The sequence below is a fragment of the Sphingobacterium athyrii genome (genome assembly GCF_003071065.1).
Lineage (GTDB): Bacteria > Bacteroidota > Bacteroidia > Sphingobacteriales > Sphingobacteriaceae > Sphingobacterium > Sphingobacterium athyrii.
On record NZ_QCXX01000007.1, the window covers coordinates 282,183 to 296,944 of the forward strand.

Annotated in this window: 8 protein-coding genes; 3 read left to right on the forward strand and 5 right to left on the reverse strand. The window is 43.0% G+C overall.

Annotated features, from left to right (window positions below):
* Positions 1-5: 5 nt before the first annotated feature.
* From DCO56_RS22730 to DCO56_RS22740, 3 genes are all read left to right on the forward strand, one after another.
* A complete protein-coding gene (locus DCO56_RS22730; protein WP_108636014.1) occupies positions 6-1,592 on the forward strand; it encodes a SusD/RagB family nutrient-binding outer membrane lipoprotein in 1,587 nt (528 codons plus the stop codon).
* Between the two features lie 71 nt (positions 1,593-1,663).
* Complete coding sequence (locus DCO56_RS22735; RefSeq protein ID WP_108636015.1) at positions 1,664-3,100, forward strand: alpha-L-fucosidase; 1,437 nt, start codon at positions 1,664-1,666, stop codon at positions 3,098-3,100.
* 206 nt (positions 3,101-3,306) lie between these two features.
* Positions 3,307-4,341: a sialidase family protein gene (locus DCO56_RS22740; RefSeq protein WP_108636016.1), complete on the forward strand. Its 1,035-nt coding sequence runs from the start codon at positions 3,307-3,309 to the stop codon at positions 4,339-4,341.
* Between the two features lie 50 nt (positions 4,342-4,391).
* On the opposite strand, the gene DCO56_RS22745 is transcribed toward DCO56_RS22740, so the two are convergent.
* From DCO56_RS22745 to DCO56_RS22765, 5 genes are all read right to left on the reverse strand, one after another.
* Complete coding sequence (locus DCO56_RS22745) at positions 4,392-6,755, reverse strand: glycoside hydrolase family 3 N-terminal domain-containing protein (protein WP_181390650.1); 2,364 nt, start codon at positions 6,753-6,755, stop codon at positions 4,392-4,394.
* Between the two features lie 488 nt (positions 6,756-7,243).
* Positions 7,244-8,116, reverse strand: a complete 873-nt coding sequence (locus DCO56_RS22750; protein ID WP_108636018.1) for a glycerophosphodiester phosphodiesterase family protein — start codon at positions 8,114-8,116, stop codon at positions 7,244-7,246.
* 97 nt (positions 8,117-8,213) lie between these two features.
* Complete coding sequence (locus DCO56_RS22755; RefSeq protein ID WP_108636019.1) at positions 8,214-9,407, reverse strand: purple acid phosphatase family protein; 1,194 nt, start codon at positions 9,405-9,407, stop codon at positions 8,214-8,216.
* Between the two features lie 30 nt (positions 9,408-9,437).
* The gene (locus DCO56_RS22760; protein WP_108636020.1) at positions 9,438-11,090 is read right to left on the reverse strand and encodes a SusD/RagB family nutrient-binding outer membrane lipoprotein; all 1,653 of its coding nucleotides are present in this window, start codon (positions 11,088-11,090) and stop codon (positions 9,438-9,440) included.
* A 14-nt stretch (positions 11,091-11,104) separates the two neighbouring features.
* The gene (locus DCO56_RS22765; protein ID WP_245935900.1) at positions 11,105-14,758 is read right to left on the reverse strand and encodes a SusC/RagA family TonB-linked outer membrane protein; all 3,654 of its coding nucleotides are present in this window, start codon (positions 14,756-14,758) and stop codon (positions 11,105-11,107) included.
* Positions 14,759-14,762 lie beyond the last annotated feature (4 nt).

Here is a 14,762-nt window from a genome sequence, read left to right on the forward strand (position 1 = left end):
AAGCGATGAAAAAATTTAATAAAATATTAATATACGGAAGTTTTCTCCTGACATTGGTGAGCTTTCAATCTTGTAAGACAGAATTAGAAGACCGTTATGTCGATCCTGAACAAACAGTGACACCAAATATTCCAGCGTTTTTCACGCAGATTTTAAACAATCCTCGTTTACGTTCCGAATATTGGCATTATAGAACATTCATATTCATGCATCATGCTAGGTATACTCAAACCGCATATTTTGAAAATGAAAACACAATGTATCAACAAAGCGACTCCTATACAAACGACTATTGGAAAGATTTTTACTCACCAGGTATGATGGGAATTTTCAGAGTGATGGAGAAAACATTTAATGGTCTTTCGGATCAAGAAAAAGCTTCAAAGGAAATATTTATGACAGCAGCAAAAGTCGTTTTGTATGACCAAGCTTCTAAATTAGTAGATAACTTTGGAGATATTCCATTTTCAGAAGCTGGAAGCCTTGCATCAACAGATCAGATTAAATTAGCAAAATTTGATGATCAAAAAGAGCTATATAACACTTTTTTAATTGGACTTAAAGAAGCGAACAGCTTTTTTAAAAATGCTTCCGCTACAAATGAATTTAATAGAGCTGATATTCTAAATTCAGGAAATCTTACAAAATGGCGTAAATATACTAATTCTTTACGTCTACGTTTGTTAATGAGAATCTCGGCAATTGATGAAAATAGGGCTAAAACCGACATCATGGAAATGTTAAATAATCCGACTGAATATCCATTACTTGATGGCACAAATACTGGCGATTATAGTGTTGGAACAGAGGATATACTGTTGCAGCCTTTAACAAACTATACATCGAGCTTATTAGACGCAGTGAGAGAACTACCCAGCCATTATGCTCCTGATTATATGCTGAATACAGTTTTGAAAACTGCAAATGACCCTCGTACTACAGTACTATTTGACAAGTTCGGAGAAACAGTAGGTGGAAAATTTATTCCTAATAAGGAGTATCAAGCTATGCCAATTACTTTCACTTCGGCTCAAGCCAATGCTCAGTACATGAAGTATTCGGTTGTCGATTCTGCAACTGCATGGATCAATAATAAATTGCCGGGAGTTTTGATGACTGCATCTGAAACAAATTTTATTAAGGCCGAGGCCCAAGAAAGATGGGGTACTGACGCTGCTGCAAAAACAGCTTATGAAACAGCGGTAAAACAGTCTGTCGCTTTTTATTATTACCTAAATGCTAACTCATCGAATTCAGCCAAAGCAACTAAGCCAAGTAGCGAAGTAATTGATAAATTCGTGACTGAATCAAATATAGCTTTCAGTGGGGATAAAAATGCAAAATTGAAGCTCATAGGGACACAAAAATGGTTACATTTTGGTTGGTTACAGGGTGAACAAGCATGGTCGGAGTATAGAAGAACAGGTTATCCAACTTTGCCAGCGTTTCCAGTTTCTACATTGAATGGGTTTCAGCGTCCTCCTGTACGATTAACATATCCTTCTTCAGAGATTACTAACAATAGTGAAAACTATCAAGCTGTAAAATCTAAAGACACACGCGACACCAAAATTTTCTGGGACGTCAATTAATCGACACTACATCTCCTACAGAAAGCCACCTTCAAGTGGCTTTCTTTTTATCATTTTCATTATATTTATACATGCAAAAACTGACAACCATTATATCAACCGCACTCTTGGCTACGACCTCTACTTTAGTCTTTGGTCAAGCCCACAATGTGTCGGGTGGCTATCAAAAACCTACCGATCCGCAGGTGATCGAAAACCTCGAACAATGGCAAGACATGAAATTTGGTCTCTTCATGCACTGGGGAACCTACAGTCAATGGGGGATTGTTGAAAGCTGGAGCTTATGTCCGGAAGATGAGGGCTGGACACAACGCAAGCCTGAACATGGCGCAACTTACAACGAATACGTAAAGAACTACGAAAATCTACAGACAACATTCAATCCTACGGATTTCAACCCACAAAAATGGGCCGATGCCGCCAAAGCAGCCGGAATGAAATATGTGGTCTTTACAACCAAGCATCACGATGGATTCGCAATGTTCGATACCAAGGAATCGGATTATAAAATTACTTCCAGCAAAACCCCTTTCTCTTCAAACCCAAAAGCTAACGTCACCAAAGAAATATTCAATACCTTTCGCAATGACGGGTTCAAAATCGGGGCTTATTTTTCAAAACCGGATTGGCATACGGATTATTACTGGTGGAGTTATTTCCCGCCAAAAGATCGCAATGTAAACTATGATCCCCAAAAGCATCCTGAACGTTGGGAAAAGTTCAAAAACTATACCTACAACCAAATCAATGAACTTACATCCGAATATGGCAAAGTCGATATCTTATGGTTGGACGGTGGTTGGGTACGTCCATTCAAAACGATTGATCAATCTGTAGACTGGCAACGAACCATCAAAGTTGAACAAAATATTGATATGGATCGCATTGGTGGCATGGCCCGAAAAAATCAGCCCGGAATCATTGTCGTAGACCGCACCGTTCCCGGTAACTGGGAAAACTATGTCACACCGGAACAGGCCATACCTGAACATCCCCTGGACATTCCTTGGGAAAGCTGTATTACTATGGGTGACTCGTTTAGCTATGTTCCCAACGATAATTATAAGCCAACAAAGAAAATCGTCGAAACTCTCGTCAAGATTATCGCTCGTGGTGGTAACTATTTGCTGAACATTGCTCCTGGCCCTAAAGGAGACTACGATCAGGCTGCATATGATCGTTTAAACGAACTAGCCGCTTGGATGAAGATCAACCAAAGTGCTGTATACGCTACACGTACCATTGCGCCTTACCATCAAGGTGATTATTATTATACCCGAAGTAAGGACAATAAAATCGTCAATGTATTCCACCTGTCGGAGGGAGATACTTACCAACAGCCGAATGAATATGTCTTTGAGGTCCCTGACAATTTTAAGGTAAAAAAAATAACAATATTGGGCCATAAAGGTCGTTTGAATTGGTCGCAACATGACAATCAGATCACCCTGAGAAGTCCGGGTACAAGATTTAATTATGCTACCGCGATTCAATTGCAAAGCAAGTAACAAAAAAGCAGCTGGATTACATCGAGCTGCTTTTTTGTTATCCGATAACGATGATCGATTTCAGGCATTTTCAGAGGCTTTCAATTGACTAACGAAGACCAACAAATACAAATCCACCCGATCGCCGCCATCAATCATTGTTCAAATAACTAAAATACAACCTATAAAAAACAGCACTTGTGAACTTGTCAGCACGTACTAACCGAATGAAACAGATAACCTTATTTTTAGCATTATTACTCATAACATTTTATTCATGTAAAAGTTATAAGCCGCAGATCATCTCATCCCGGCAGATCTTCAAGGAAGGACAGGTCAATTTCAAACAATGCCATGCTTCGACCATACAATCCATCGGCAAAGACAGCCTTTTGGCTTGCTGGTTTGGCGGCACGCAAGAATCCAATCCGGATGTGGTGATATGGAGTTCTCATTATACAAATGGAAAATGGCAAACACCAGTACAAATCGCAGATGGGATTCTTGCAGACAAACGTTATCCGACCTGGAACCCCGTGCTCTATCAACATCCTAAAAGTGATACCCTCTATTTATTCTATAAAATTGGTCCTAACCCAAGAGAATGGAAAGGCTATGTCAAATACTCCCTCGATAAAGGTCGTCACTGGTCTGTGGCACAGGCATTACCCGATGGTATTTTGGGCCCAATTAAAAACAAACCATTTACATTGTCTAATGGAGACATACTATCTCCTTCCAGTACCGAATCAAAAGACGAAATCTGGAAAGCGCATGTAGAAATAAGTCGCGACCGGGGTAAAACCTGGTCTATTCATACAATTCGGCCCGATACAAATATTCAAGTCATTCAGCCCAGTATTGTCCAACACGAAGATGGACTCCTCCAGGTGCTTTGCCGCAGTAAAGAAAATAAAGTAATGAGTGCTTTTTCTTCCGATCAAGGCAATAACTGGGGACCATGGAAAGCCACCAATCTGCTCAACCCCAATTCAGCCACAGATGCCATCCGATTGGAAAATGGTTTATTTATGATCGTTTACAATCCCGCCATAGCAGGAAAAGATTGGTGGGAAGGGCGTACAAAGCTGCGTGTCGCAACTTCCCGTAATGGCCTACAATGGAAAGATGCTCTTATACTTGAAGACGGGGTCAAGGGGGACGAGTATTCTTACCCCACAATTATTCAAGATAACAATGGTTTAATACATATCACGTATACATGGAATAGAAAGAGTATCAAGCACATTATCCTTAAATAAACAAAGGGATCTATTTTCAATAGATCCCTTTGTTTATTTAAGGAGTTGTCTTAGTAATCCTTCTTTAGTTCCATCTCTCCTTTCAATCGAATGTCGTCGGATGATGCCCCGATTAGCAATTTGAATTTCCCTTTCTCTGTTTTCCAGACATTATTTGCGTTCCACAGTTTAAGATCTTCTTTGCCTAACTGGAAAGTGTACCGTTCTTTATTTCCTGCTGCAATGGTTTTACGTTCGAATTGTTTTAACTGCATAATGGGCGTAACCACCGAACTGACTTCATCGACAACATATAACTGCGCTACTTCATCACCGGCCGCACTACCCTTATTTTCGATATCAAAAGAAACCGTACACACAAAATCAGCTGCACCTTCGGTCAGTCCGACCTGTAAGTTGCTGTATTCAAATTTACTGTAACTTAATCCATAACCAAAAGCATATAGAGGTTTGGCCGACATCTCCACATAATCATGATGTTTAGGTTTTGTATGATTATAATGTACAGGAAGCTGGCCCACAGAGCGAGGCACAGAAATCGGTAACCGGCCGGCGGGATTATAATCGCCAAACAAAACATCAGCAATTGCCAGTCCCCCTTCTTGTCCCGGATACCAGGCATTTACGATTGCAGGAATATGTTCAGCAGCCCAATTCAGATTAAGTGGTCTTCCCATAATGGTCACCAGGACTACGGGTTTTCCTGTTGCCCGGATCGCTTTCATCAGTTTTAATTGATCGCCCATCATATCCAACGAAACGCGATCAAATCCTTCACCGCTTTCCATATCACTGACAGTATTAGGATCTACATTCGCTGCTCCGGTTGCCTGGTAAGAAGTTTTGAAATCCCGAGCACTCGAACCTCCGAGAATCAAAACCACCGCATCTGCTTGCTCAGCAGCCGCTACCGCAGCTGGAATATTAGAATTTGCCGTATCACGGATGGCGCAACCTTTGACATAATCAACTTGCGTTCCCTTTCCTAGAGTCGAGCGAATACCTGTCAATACAGTCTGAACCTTCCCTTCGGCCTGTGGCGCTGTATAATCCCCCAATTGATTATAGCCATTGTCAGCATTTGGCCCGATCACCGCAATCCGTTTCAACGATTTGCTTAATGGCAGGATATTTTGTTCGTTTTTCAGCAAGATAATAGATTCCCGTGCAACCTGTCGTGCAACAGATCTATTCTGTGCTGTGGCAACTTTTTGAGCAACAAGCTTCTCATCTACATAAGGACGGTCGAATAGCCCAAGGTTAAACTTCATCCGTAGCACCCGCGCTACTGCAGTATCCAATACTGCCGGCTCAACCAGTCCTTGTTGTACCGCTTGCAATAGATTCGGGCCATATCCCGATCCGCTCAAGTCCACATCCAATCCGGCATGTATACTTTGTGAAGCGGCTTCTGCTGCTGTCGCCGCCGTCGCATGCCCACCGTTGAGACCAGAAATACTTAATAGATCTGACACCACAAATCCCTTGAACCCCCAGTCTTTCCTTAAAATATCTTTCAACAGCCAGGGATTTGCAGAGCAAGGAATACCGTCAATACTATTATATGCCGTCATGACCGACCCCGCACCGGATTTAACGGCACGCTCGAATGGCGGTAGAAAATACTGTCTTAGGCTTCGTTCACCAAAAGATACAGACTCACCATTATGTCCGCCATCGGGTGCAGCGTAAGCGACAAAGTGTTTCAATGTACCAATGATTTTATCCTGTTGCCCAAGCTTCTCACCCTGAAAACCACGGATCATGGCGCTTCCCATCTGTGCGATGAGGTAAGGGTCTTCACCATAGGTTTCCTCGGTCCTGGACCAACGCGGATCGCGCGCCAGATCCAATACCGGGCCATAGCCATTCTTTCCGCCGACAGCGTAAGTCTCCTGTGCAATTGTTGATGCCATACGCTGAATTAGATCCGGATTCCAGGTACTCGCCTGCCCTATTGCCGTCGGGAATACCGTGGCACCAATAGCCATATGTCCATGCGGAGCTTCTTCAGACAGCAACAATGGAATACCCAGGCGGGTGCTATCCAACATGTATCGCTGAATGGCATTGGTCGCCCGTGCAGCTTCCGTGGGAGTAAGACCATTGAGTAAGGTTTTTTGTGTCCAGGGATCGGCACGCAATGTGGCCCACAACAAGCCAATATGCTGCTCCTTTACCGCTTTCTTTAATTTATCACTAACCCCGACATACTTGCCCTTTTTCTCATACATATCCCATCCAAGCAATTTGCTTAGTTGCCCGACCTTCTCTTCCACAGTCATACGCCCTAAAAGATCTTTGACCCGCTGTTCGGTAGGCAATGTGCCATTTTTATAGGGCAATTTTTGGGCTTGAACTTTTGGCGAAAGCAATGTTGCCATTGCCGTAAAAAGTATTATTTGGACTTTCATAAGTAGATTTCTATTTTAACCATTTTTTGTATATTATGAGACCTGTAGTTTTTGCATCACACAATATATGCAACCGGTTTCAAAACACTAAATTAACGATTTAGCAGTAATAATCAAGATAATTTTTCGAATATAGAAAATTCAGAATCCGAATCAATAGAACGAATAAATTACCTGCATATATGCAAAATCACTACATCGTATTCATTATCCAAAACGAAGGAAAGGGTTATTAATTTCTATACATTTACAATTCATGTAAAAAATATTATCTCCTAAAATAAGAAAAGACGGCAAGCCGTCTCTCCATTCATGTGTTATAGGAATGCTACTTATTTTTTTCCGCTTTACTTTTTCCTTTAAAATGGTATTCCATTGGCAATAATTTATCTATGCCGCCTCTCATTTAGTTATAACTCCAACGTCTCAACCTGCTGGACTGCTACAGCGCATAAATATTTTCTAACCGAATAGATAAAAGAATAGCATTATTCTCCGGTAGGATCAGTTTCCGAATGCACTATAATTGCATCAGTCCAAAGACCCGGATAATCTGTTTGTACAATACGTACATAAGGGTATTTTTCCAAGAATGAACGGTAGACTTTTACCCCTTCCAGGCTTGCTTTTTCATCATCATCCTCCAGACTATTCATCCAGAAATAAACACCCTGCTGCCGCAGGGAATTAAGCCTTTCTGTATCCGTAAACGACTCATCAAGATGGATGATTGATGTCATCTTCATCTGTAGAATCGCATTCAGTTCCTTCATACTCCGTGCCCGTGGGAAAAGCGTGATTTTTGTATTGAGCTTATAGATGCCCGGCATATCTTTGTAATCATAAAGAAAAAATAACACCTGATCTTCCATCCCTTCTTGAGCGATAAGATCATAGGTTTTGGCGACAAATCCCTTCCGTTCTTCCTTAAAATCCAGGTCAACAATAATTTTTCCTTTACAGACACGCAGCGCTTCCTGCAACGTTGGAACTGACAAATTAGACATTTCACCTTCAGCGGGGCCACGCAAACGCATTTTCTGAATTTCGGCGTAGGTATGTTTACTGACCTCCCCACTTCCATTTGTGGTACGATTGAGTGTATTGTCATGCATCAGTACAAGTACACCATCTTTTGTGGCGCGAACATCCAACTCCACAACGGAAGTACCCAAGCGAATCGCCTCTTCAATTGCAGCGATAGAATTTTCTGGATACGTCAGGTGTGCACCCCGATGTGCCGCGATATGTATACTCTTTTGATCCAGATTTTTTAGTAAATTCACAGACTGAGCATATAACATGGTAAGGGACATTCGCACTATACCCACCAAGATAATACAATAAAAGCTTTTTTTCATCCTTATAAATTTGTTTATTCGACAACCAATACTCCTATGGATCAAGGTCCATCGACTTTGTTTTCAGACGGAAATGATCCATAAGCGTATGTTATGATTATTTTTTTGACAGCTCAAACGAATCAAACAATTGTCCATTGAGCTTATAACTTGCAAAATAGAGCTTATTCGCCCTGAATTTTATCACCTGGTAGAGTTGTGATTGCGCGGTTGCAACATCCATCCATCGCTCAGAATCGGATTCGTACATCTTTGGTCCCGCTACTGACAACAGGTATACAGGTCGTTTTCGGCCAAGGCTACCCCGGGCATAGGTATGATCGTGGCCCTGTAAGACCAAATCAACACCATATTTCTCGAAAATAGGTTTGAACCGTTCTCTTAATATGGTATTGTCTCGACTTTTTGCTGTAGAGTACACCGGATGATGCATCACAACAATATTCCATTTTTTCGTGGAAGAAGCCAGCACACTCTCCAGCCATTTTTCTTGTGTAGAAGCCGCTACCGAATCCAGCATAATTAATTGGGAGTTTAGAGAAACAATGCGCAGGTCCTGATAGTCCAAATAGTAAACCGCATCCTGAAGTCCCACAGGTCCATTTTTTGGTAGGTTAAACTGTACTTTCCAATGCGGATCCAAAACCAGACTTCCTGTCGAATCGCGTCGGTATTCATGATTCCCGGGCGTGGGGATAGCAGGTATCATTTGATGAATGAACCCTGCCCCTTCATACCATTCAGCCCATTCTTCATCCGTATTGGAGCGATTGATCAGATCACCGGCATGAACAATAAAACGTGCATTTGATTCCTGCTGAAAAGCACGGCGAATCGTCCGTGACCAGCGCGAACGCAAATCATTCTGAGCATCCCCCAGGTAGATAAAAGAAAAATCACCCGATTGTGCCGCTGTTTTAAATTGATTCCACGCACTCCAATGGGTACCGTCACCTACGCGATAGGTATAGGTTGTTCCGGGTTTTAAATTCCGAAAGCTAACATGGTTATAAATATCCTTCTGCTCGCCCCTTTCCAAATACGATTGGGTACCTTCTACTGTATGCGCATTTGTTTCAAAATCGGGATTGCTTTGCTCTTCGGCAATCTGTCCTATTATTTTATCGCCATTACCGGTCGCGCGCCAGGAGACCGACTGTGTGCTGCTCGGATCGTCAGACCAGGTCAACATAATACGATCCGGCTGTTTATCTGTCACACTGGACTGTGCCTGACCATGCGCCATGGAACACCATAACGCTATTGCTAAAAAAAGAGATTTTATTTTCATTGTTATTTTAATCTATGTATCCTGTATATTTTACCAAGGTTTACCCGTTCCTTGCAATAACCAAGGTTTGGACCATGCACTATTTTCATTATCAGCCTGCGAATACGCTGTTTTCTCGATACGGCTTAACGCTTCTTCGGCATTCTTCTGATTCACGCTCATTTCTGTCTGCATGTAAGGTACACGTACCGGAAGCTGTGCACGGATCGCTGCCGGTCCAGCTTTTAAGTTTGGATACCCCGTTCTCCGATAATCAAACCAGGCCTGTGCAGCGGTAGACCAGCTAGCGATCCATTTTTGCTCGATAATCTGTACTTGTGTATTTTCAAAAGTCACACCCTTTTGGCGAATATAATCTGCGTAATTTGACGCTTTTCCCCAGCTTGTCAGCGAGGCTTGAATACCACGTTCATAATATGCACGCGCAGTCTCGGGTACAGCCCAGCCCTTCCAGGCCGCTTCAGCCAAGATAAACTCCACTTCGGCCGCAGTCAACAACCTCGCTTTGAGCAAAGTTCCTTTAGCTGAGCGATAAATATCATTGAGATAAGATACATGGGGATTGATTGAAGTCTGTCCGGGTGTCGGATTCAAATTATAAGCGGAAGGATTTTTAGATCCACTCGGTGGCAAACCCACATAATCTTTATCTGTATCAATAGGTATTCCCTTGATTACATCGGGTGACAGGATGCGAATGCCGTTAACAATTTTATCAGTACCAGGGGGTACCGTGCTGCTCACTTCGATTGGTATCTCTACCCTTTTTGCCCAAACGGCCAGTCGTGGATCATTCAGTTCCTGAAGTCGGTCGACAAATGTAGCACACATTTTCATTCTTCTGAAATTGCTTCCACTGGCATCATACACCGTATTTGACGGCCAGGAATCGGCAGCATTATTGCCGGCAAAATCCATCAGTACCTCATCTGCCGAACTGGTAATCAGTGGAAACTTATCGGGATTGGCCAGCATGTTTTCAACTCCCTGCCTGGCAAAAGTATTCGCCTTCTCTGAAATACGCATATAATACCTCAAGGCTAGGGAATTGGCAAAACGGCGCCATTTGGAGGCTTTACCACCAAAATACACATCAGCGCCCGCCAATACTTCATAGGATGCATCCGGTCGCGACAGCAATTCATTTGCCTGTTTTAGTTCCTCGATAATCCCTTTGTAAATCACTTCCTGGCTATCGTATTTTGGAAAATTATATTTGGTGTCCCCAAGTTCTGCTTTCAAGGCATCCGTATAAGGCGCATCGCCCCATAAGTCGGTGATCAGGCCAAACAGATAGGCACGCATCACCAGGGCAACACCCTGATGAAAATTCAGGCCCAATTTCTCGGCCCGTTTACGCATCAATTCGTTATCCCGCAGAAAACCATAGTAACTGTCCCAGCTCAAAATTCCCCCCGTCCATTCATAGTCATTATGCGAGTTGAACCAAGCATCAAACTGCGTATGTTGCATCACTCCACCAAGATCGGAGAAACTTAATTCATTGTATTTTTTTGCTGCTCCCGTCAATATCGTTGGCAATAGCAAATTGGGATTTGCATCCTCTTCACTCACTCCATTCGGATTGATATTGAGTTCTGTCAAGTCTTTACACGCAGAAATACTCAAAATCATCCCTAGCGCAATGATCATTTTCGTTAATGTCTTCAACTGATTTTTCATCCTTATTACCGGTATTAAAATGTCACATTTACTTTAAATCCTATCGGCATTGACCAAGGCGTCACGTTATAACGCTCAATTCCTTGTTTAAATCCGATGCCTGTTTCGGGCTGGAAAGCCATTTCAGGATCTATTCCCACTTTTGCTTTGGTCCATAAGATCAGATTGCGCGTATAGACCCCTAGGCTTCCATTTGCTATGCCGAGCCGTTTCAACCATTTTCCCGACAGATCATAGCTAACAGAAAGTTCACGAAGTTTGACAAATGAAGCATCGAATGTTGCTGCATTCATAAAATCCCAGGGATAATTATCTGAGTAAGCAATATATTTGGTCCCCTCGGCACCTAGATTTTCAGTATACCCTGTGATATTGCCTTTATCATCGTATTGGGCAATCACCCCGGGATTAAATACACCGAAATTTCCGGTGACACCACCCACATTCACAGGATAACCGCCATACTCTTCCCCCGGCCCCCCAACAATCGGATAGCGATTCCCTTGGACACGCACCAGATTATTATCTATCAGGTAATTTCGAAGTGTCTCTCCTGTCATTCCCTTGGGGTTGATCAACTGATCAAGAAAACGCTGTGTGGTCAGGTTGGATTCAAAATAGCGATAAGTTTGCGACATGAATTTTCCACCAAAACGCATATCCGCCGCGATATTCATTGTCCATTTTTTATACCTTAGGCTGGACTGCAGCCCCATGGTAAAATCCGGATTAAAGTTTCCGATCTTATTCCGGCTATTATTGATCCGGACGGCCTGCCAGGAACCATTTTTGTTCAGGATTGGAAATCCGTAATAAGGCGATGACTGATCTTCAACTGTGACCAGCTTCGAATCGTATAAATCGCCTATTTCTTCCCCTACATAGGTACGTGCTCCTCCTCTGCCGTCGGTCCAAAAAGTATAAAATTCTACTCCTTCCGATAATTCATCAATACGGGTACGGTTGCGGTGCCAGTTGAGTCCGAGATCCCATGACCAATTTTCTTTGGCGATAGGCCGCCCCGAGAGTGCCAGCTCGATACCACGGCTACTCAATAAGCCGGCATTAATATTTTTTGAATTGAAACCACTTGAACTTGGGAGCGTCGTAGAGATGATCTGGTTTTTATTCGCCAACTTGTAGTAGGTCCCCTCAAACTTTAAGCGATTGTTCCACAGACCGAGATCCATCCCCAACTCATAAGATGTTGCGATCTCGGGTTTCAGGTCAGGAATCAAGAGTGCTCCGGAGCGTGTCAGGCGCAGTACATCACCCCAACTGCCCGGATTACTCAGCACATTGGATAGGTTATAGGGATAGGTATCATTTCCGACCCGTGCAACGCCAGCTCTAAGCTTCATTAAATGAATCGCTTTAGGCAGTTTCAATACCTGATTGGCCAGTAGACTTAGTGATGCCGAAGGATAAAAATAGGATCGGTTATCCACCGGAAGCGTACTTGACCAATCGTTACGTCCTGTCAGATCCAGATAGACCATATCACGATAACTTAGATTCACCAATCCATATACGCTGTTTATTGCTCTTTCCGAGATGGAGCTGTAGAAGTCCAGATTCAGCGGACTGATGTTTGCCAATGTATATAAGCCCGGCGTGATTAGACCGGCACCATTTTTTGATGTATTTTGCACAGACTTACCACGATTGTAACGTAGATTGCCTCCCAATGAACCCGTCGCATGGAAATCACCCATTTTCTGTGTGTAAGTAGTCAGAACATCAATATTCTGCTCCATATTCATCAGATTCACAATCCCATAGGCACCCCGGGGCTCATTGGTGTAGCTATAGGGAATTTTTGTTTCCCTATTTTCCCAGTAAACATCTGTGGCATAGCGCAGCATCGCCGTCCAGTCTTTTTTAATCGTCCAATCCAGCCGTAGATTTCCAAATACGCGATCCCGGGTAAAGGCATTATTAACGCCATAGGCCAAAAAATAGGGATTATTATGATTGCCTATAGACTGGGAACGCTGTTGTAGCTGTTCCTGTCCGGGGAGCCAATAATCCTTTAGATCGAGAATATTGATGTGTGGAGCAACCTCATAAGCCGCCTGAATAGGATTTGTCCCCCGATTTCCAGCTGGTCTGTTATTCGAATTATTTCGGCTGGCATCCAGAGAAAGGCCTAAAGTCAGATTATTTCGAAGTCGCATGGTTGAATTGATATTTAACGTATTTCGAAAAAGGTCTGCATTGGGAATAATCCCTTTATTAGCCATATTAGAATACGAAAAACGGTAATCCAATCGTTCACTGCGGTTACTCAGGGAAATACCATTGGAACTTGTTATACCCGTTTGCACAAAATTCTTGATATTGTCCGGATACGATTTCAATTCCGTTGGGATCGGTTTCCCCTGTTCATCAAGCGGGCTATTCCATTGAACAGCTTTATATCCTTTATCTAAGGCTGGGCCGACCATGACAGTTGACTCCTCTTCGATGATCAAATTGCCGGGCTGGTCACCTGGTCTCCAAGGCATGGTACCGCTAGCAAATTTATTATGCAGATCAATAAACTTATAGGGAATATCAAATACCGTGTTGCTATTGACAGCAATCGTCATTTTTTCTGCATTCTTCCCTGTTTTGGTTGTAATTAATACGACGCCATTGCCCGCTCTTGAACCATAAAGAGCAGCTGCACTGGGTCCCTTCAAGATGGAGATATGCTCGATATCTTCGGGGTTGATATTGGCAATGGCATTACCATAATCGACTTTATTGTCATCCCCTATTTGACCGATATTATTCAGACTATTCATTAACGGAACGCCATCCACGACAAAAAGCGGCTGATTGTCTGTACTCAACGAAGAAGCTCCCCGAATCACCATATTGACTGTCGAGCCTGTTGGTCCCGTTGAACTGATCGTGACTCCCGGAACTTTCCCCGCCATTCCAACCAAAAAATTATCATTGTTGACGCGGTTGAGATCCTCGCCTTTGATCTTTCCGACTGCATAACCCAGGGAACGATCCTGACGTTTAATCCCAAGTGCCGTTACCACGACTTCATCGAGCACACTATCATTTCTTTTTAAGATCACCTGACGTACAGCAGTATTGTTATCATCCAGTTTTACAGGATGGAGTTCCTTTTTCTCATAGCCAACATGTGTGATCACCACATGATATTCACCAGGACTCAACTTGACCGTTACCTCCCCTTTAGCATTAGACAAGCTACTCTGCCCGGTCTCAATCACATGCACAGACGCGCCGGCTACGGGTTTGTTGTCCACATCTAAAATCTGCAATTTCAACGGATAAGAGGTTTGTTTGCCCGCATTTCGAACAAGGACAATCCCGCCCGTGACTTTCCTTGATTGAATGTCGGTACCTCTCAAAATATAGTTCAATACCTCATCGAGATGCACGTTGCGGAATACCTTTTCAGTTATTGCTATACGCTCCAGGTGGAGAATATTTCGATCATAACCAATTGCCTGACCTGTTTCCTGCGAAAGCTGGAGAACAGCTTCCGCAGCATTGCCACTACGGAGATGAATATTGATCAGATCGCCAGGTATCAGCTGTACGCTATCCATTACCCCGGCACGACTATTTGCTCCCGAAATAGAAAGCACTGAACAGAGCGCGAGCTTTACTGCCAGGCTGGTGAGCTTTGTTATTTTATACATATAT

Bases quoted from the DNA above. Each gene is read 5' to 3' on its own strand.
- DCO56_RS22735 (WP_108636015.1), top strand. From the start codon at position 1,664: ATGCAAAAACTGACAACCATTATATCAACCGCACTCTTGGCTACGACC.
- DCO56_RS22755 (WP_108636019.1), bottom strand. From the start codon at position 9,407: ATGAAAATAAAATCTCTTTTTTTAGCAATAGCGTTATGGTGTTCCATG.
- DCO56_RS22750 (WP_108636018.1), bottom strand. From the start codon at position 8,116: ATGAAAAAAAGCTTTTATTGTATTATCTTGGTGGGTATAGTGCGAATG.
- DCO56_RS22740 (WP_108636016.1), top strand. From the start codon at position 3,307: ATGAAACAGATAACCTTATTTTTAGCATTATTACTCATAACATTTTAT.
- DCO56_RS22745 (WP_181390650.1), bottom strand. From the start codon at position 6,755: ATGAAAGTCCAAATAATACTTTTTACGGCAATGGCAACATTGCTTTCG.
- DCO56_RS22730 (WP_108636014.1), top strand. From the start codon at position 6: ATGAAAAAATTTAATAAAATATTAATATACGGAAGTTTTCTCCTGACA.
- DCO56_RS22765 (WP_245935900.1), bottom strand. From the start codon at position 14,758: ATGTATAAAATAACAAAGCTCACCAGCCTGGCAGTAAAGCTCGCGCTC.
- DCO56_RS22760 (WP_108636020.1), bottom strand. From the start codon at position 11,090: ATGAAAAATCAGTTGAAGACATTAACGAAAATGATCATTGCGCTAGGG.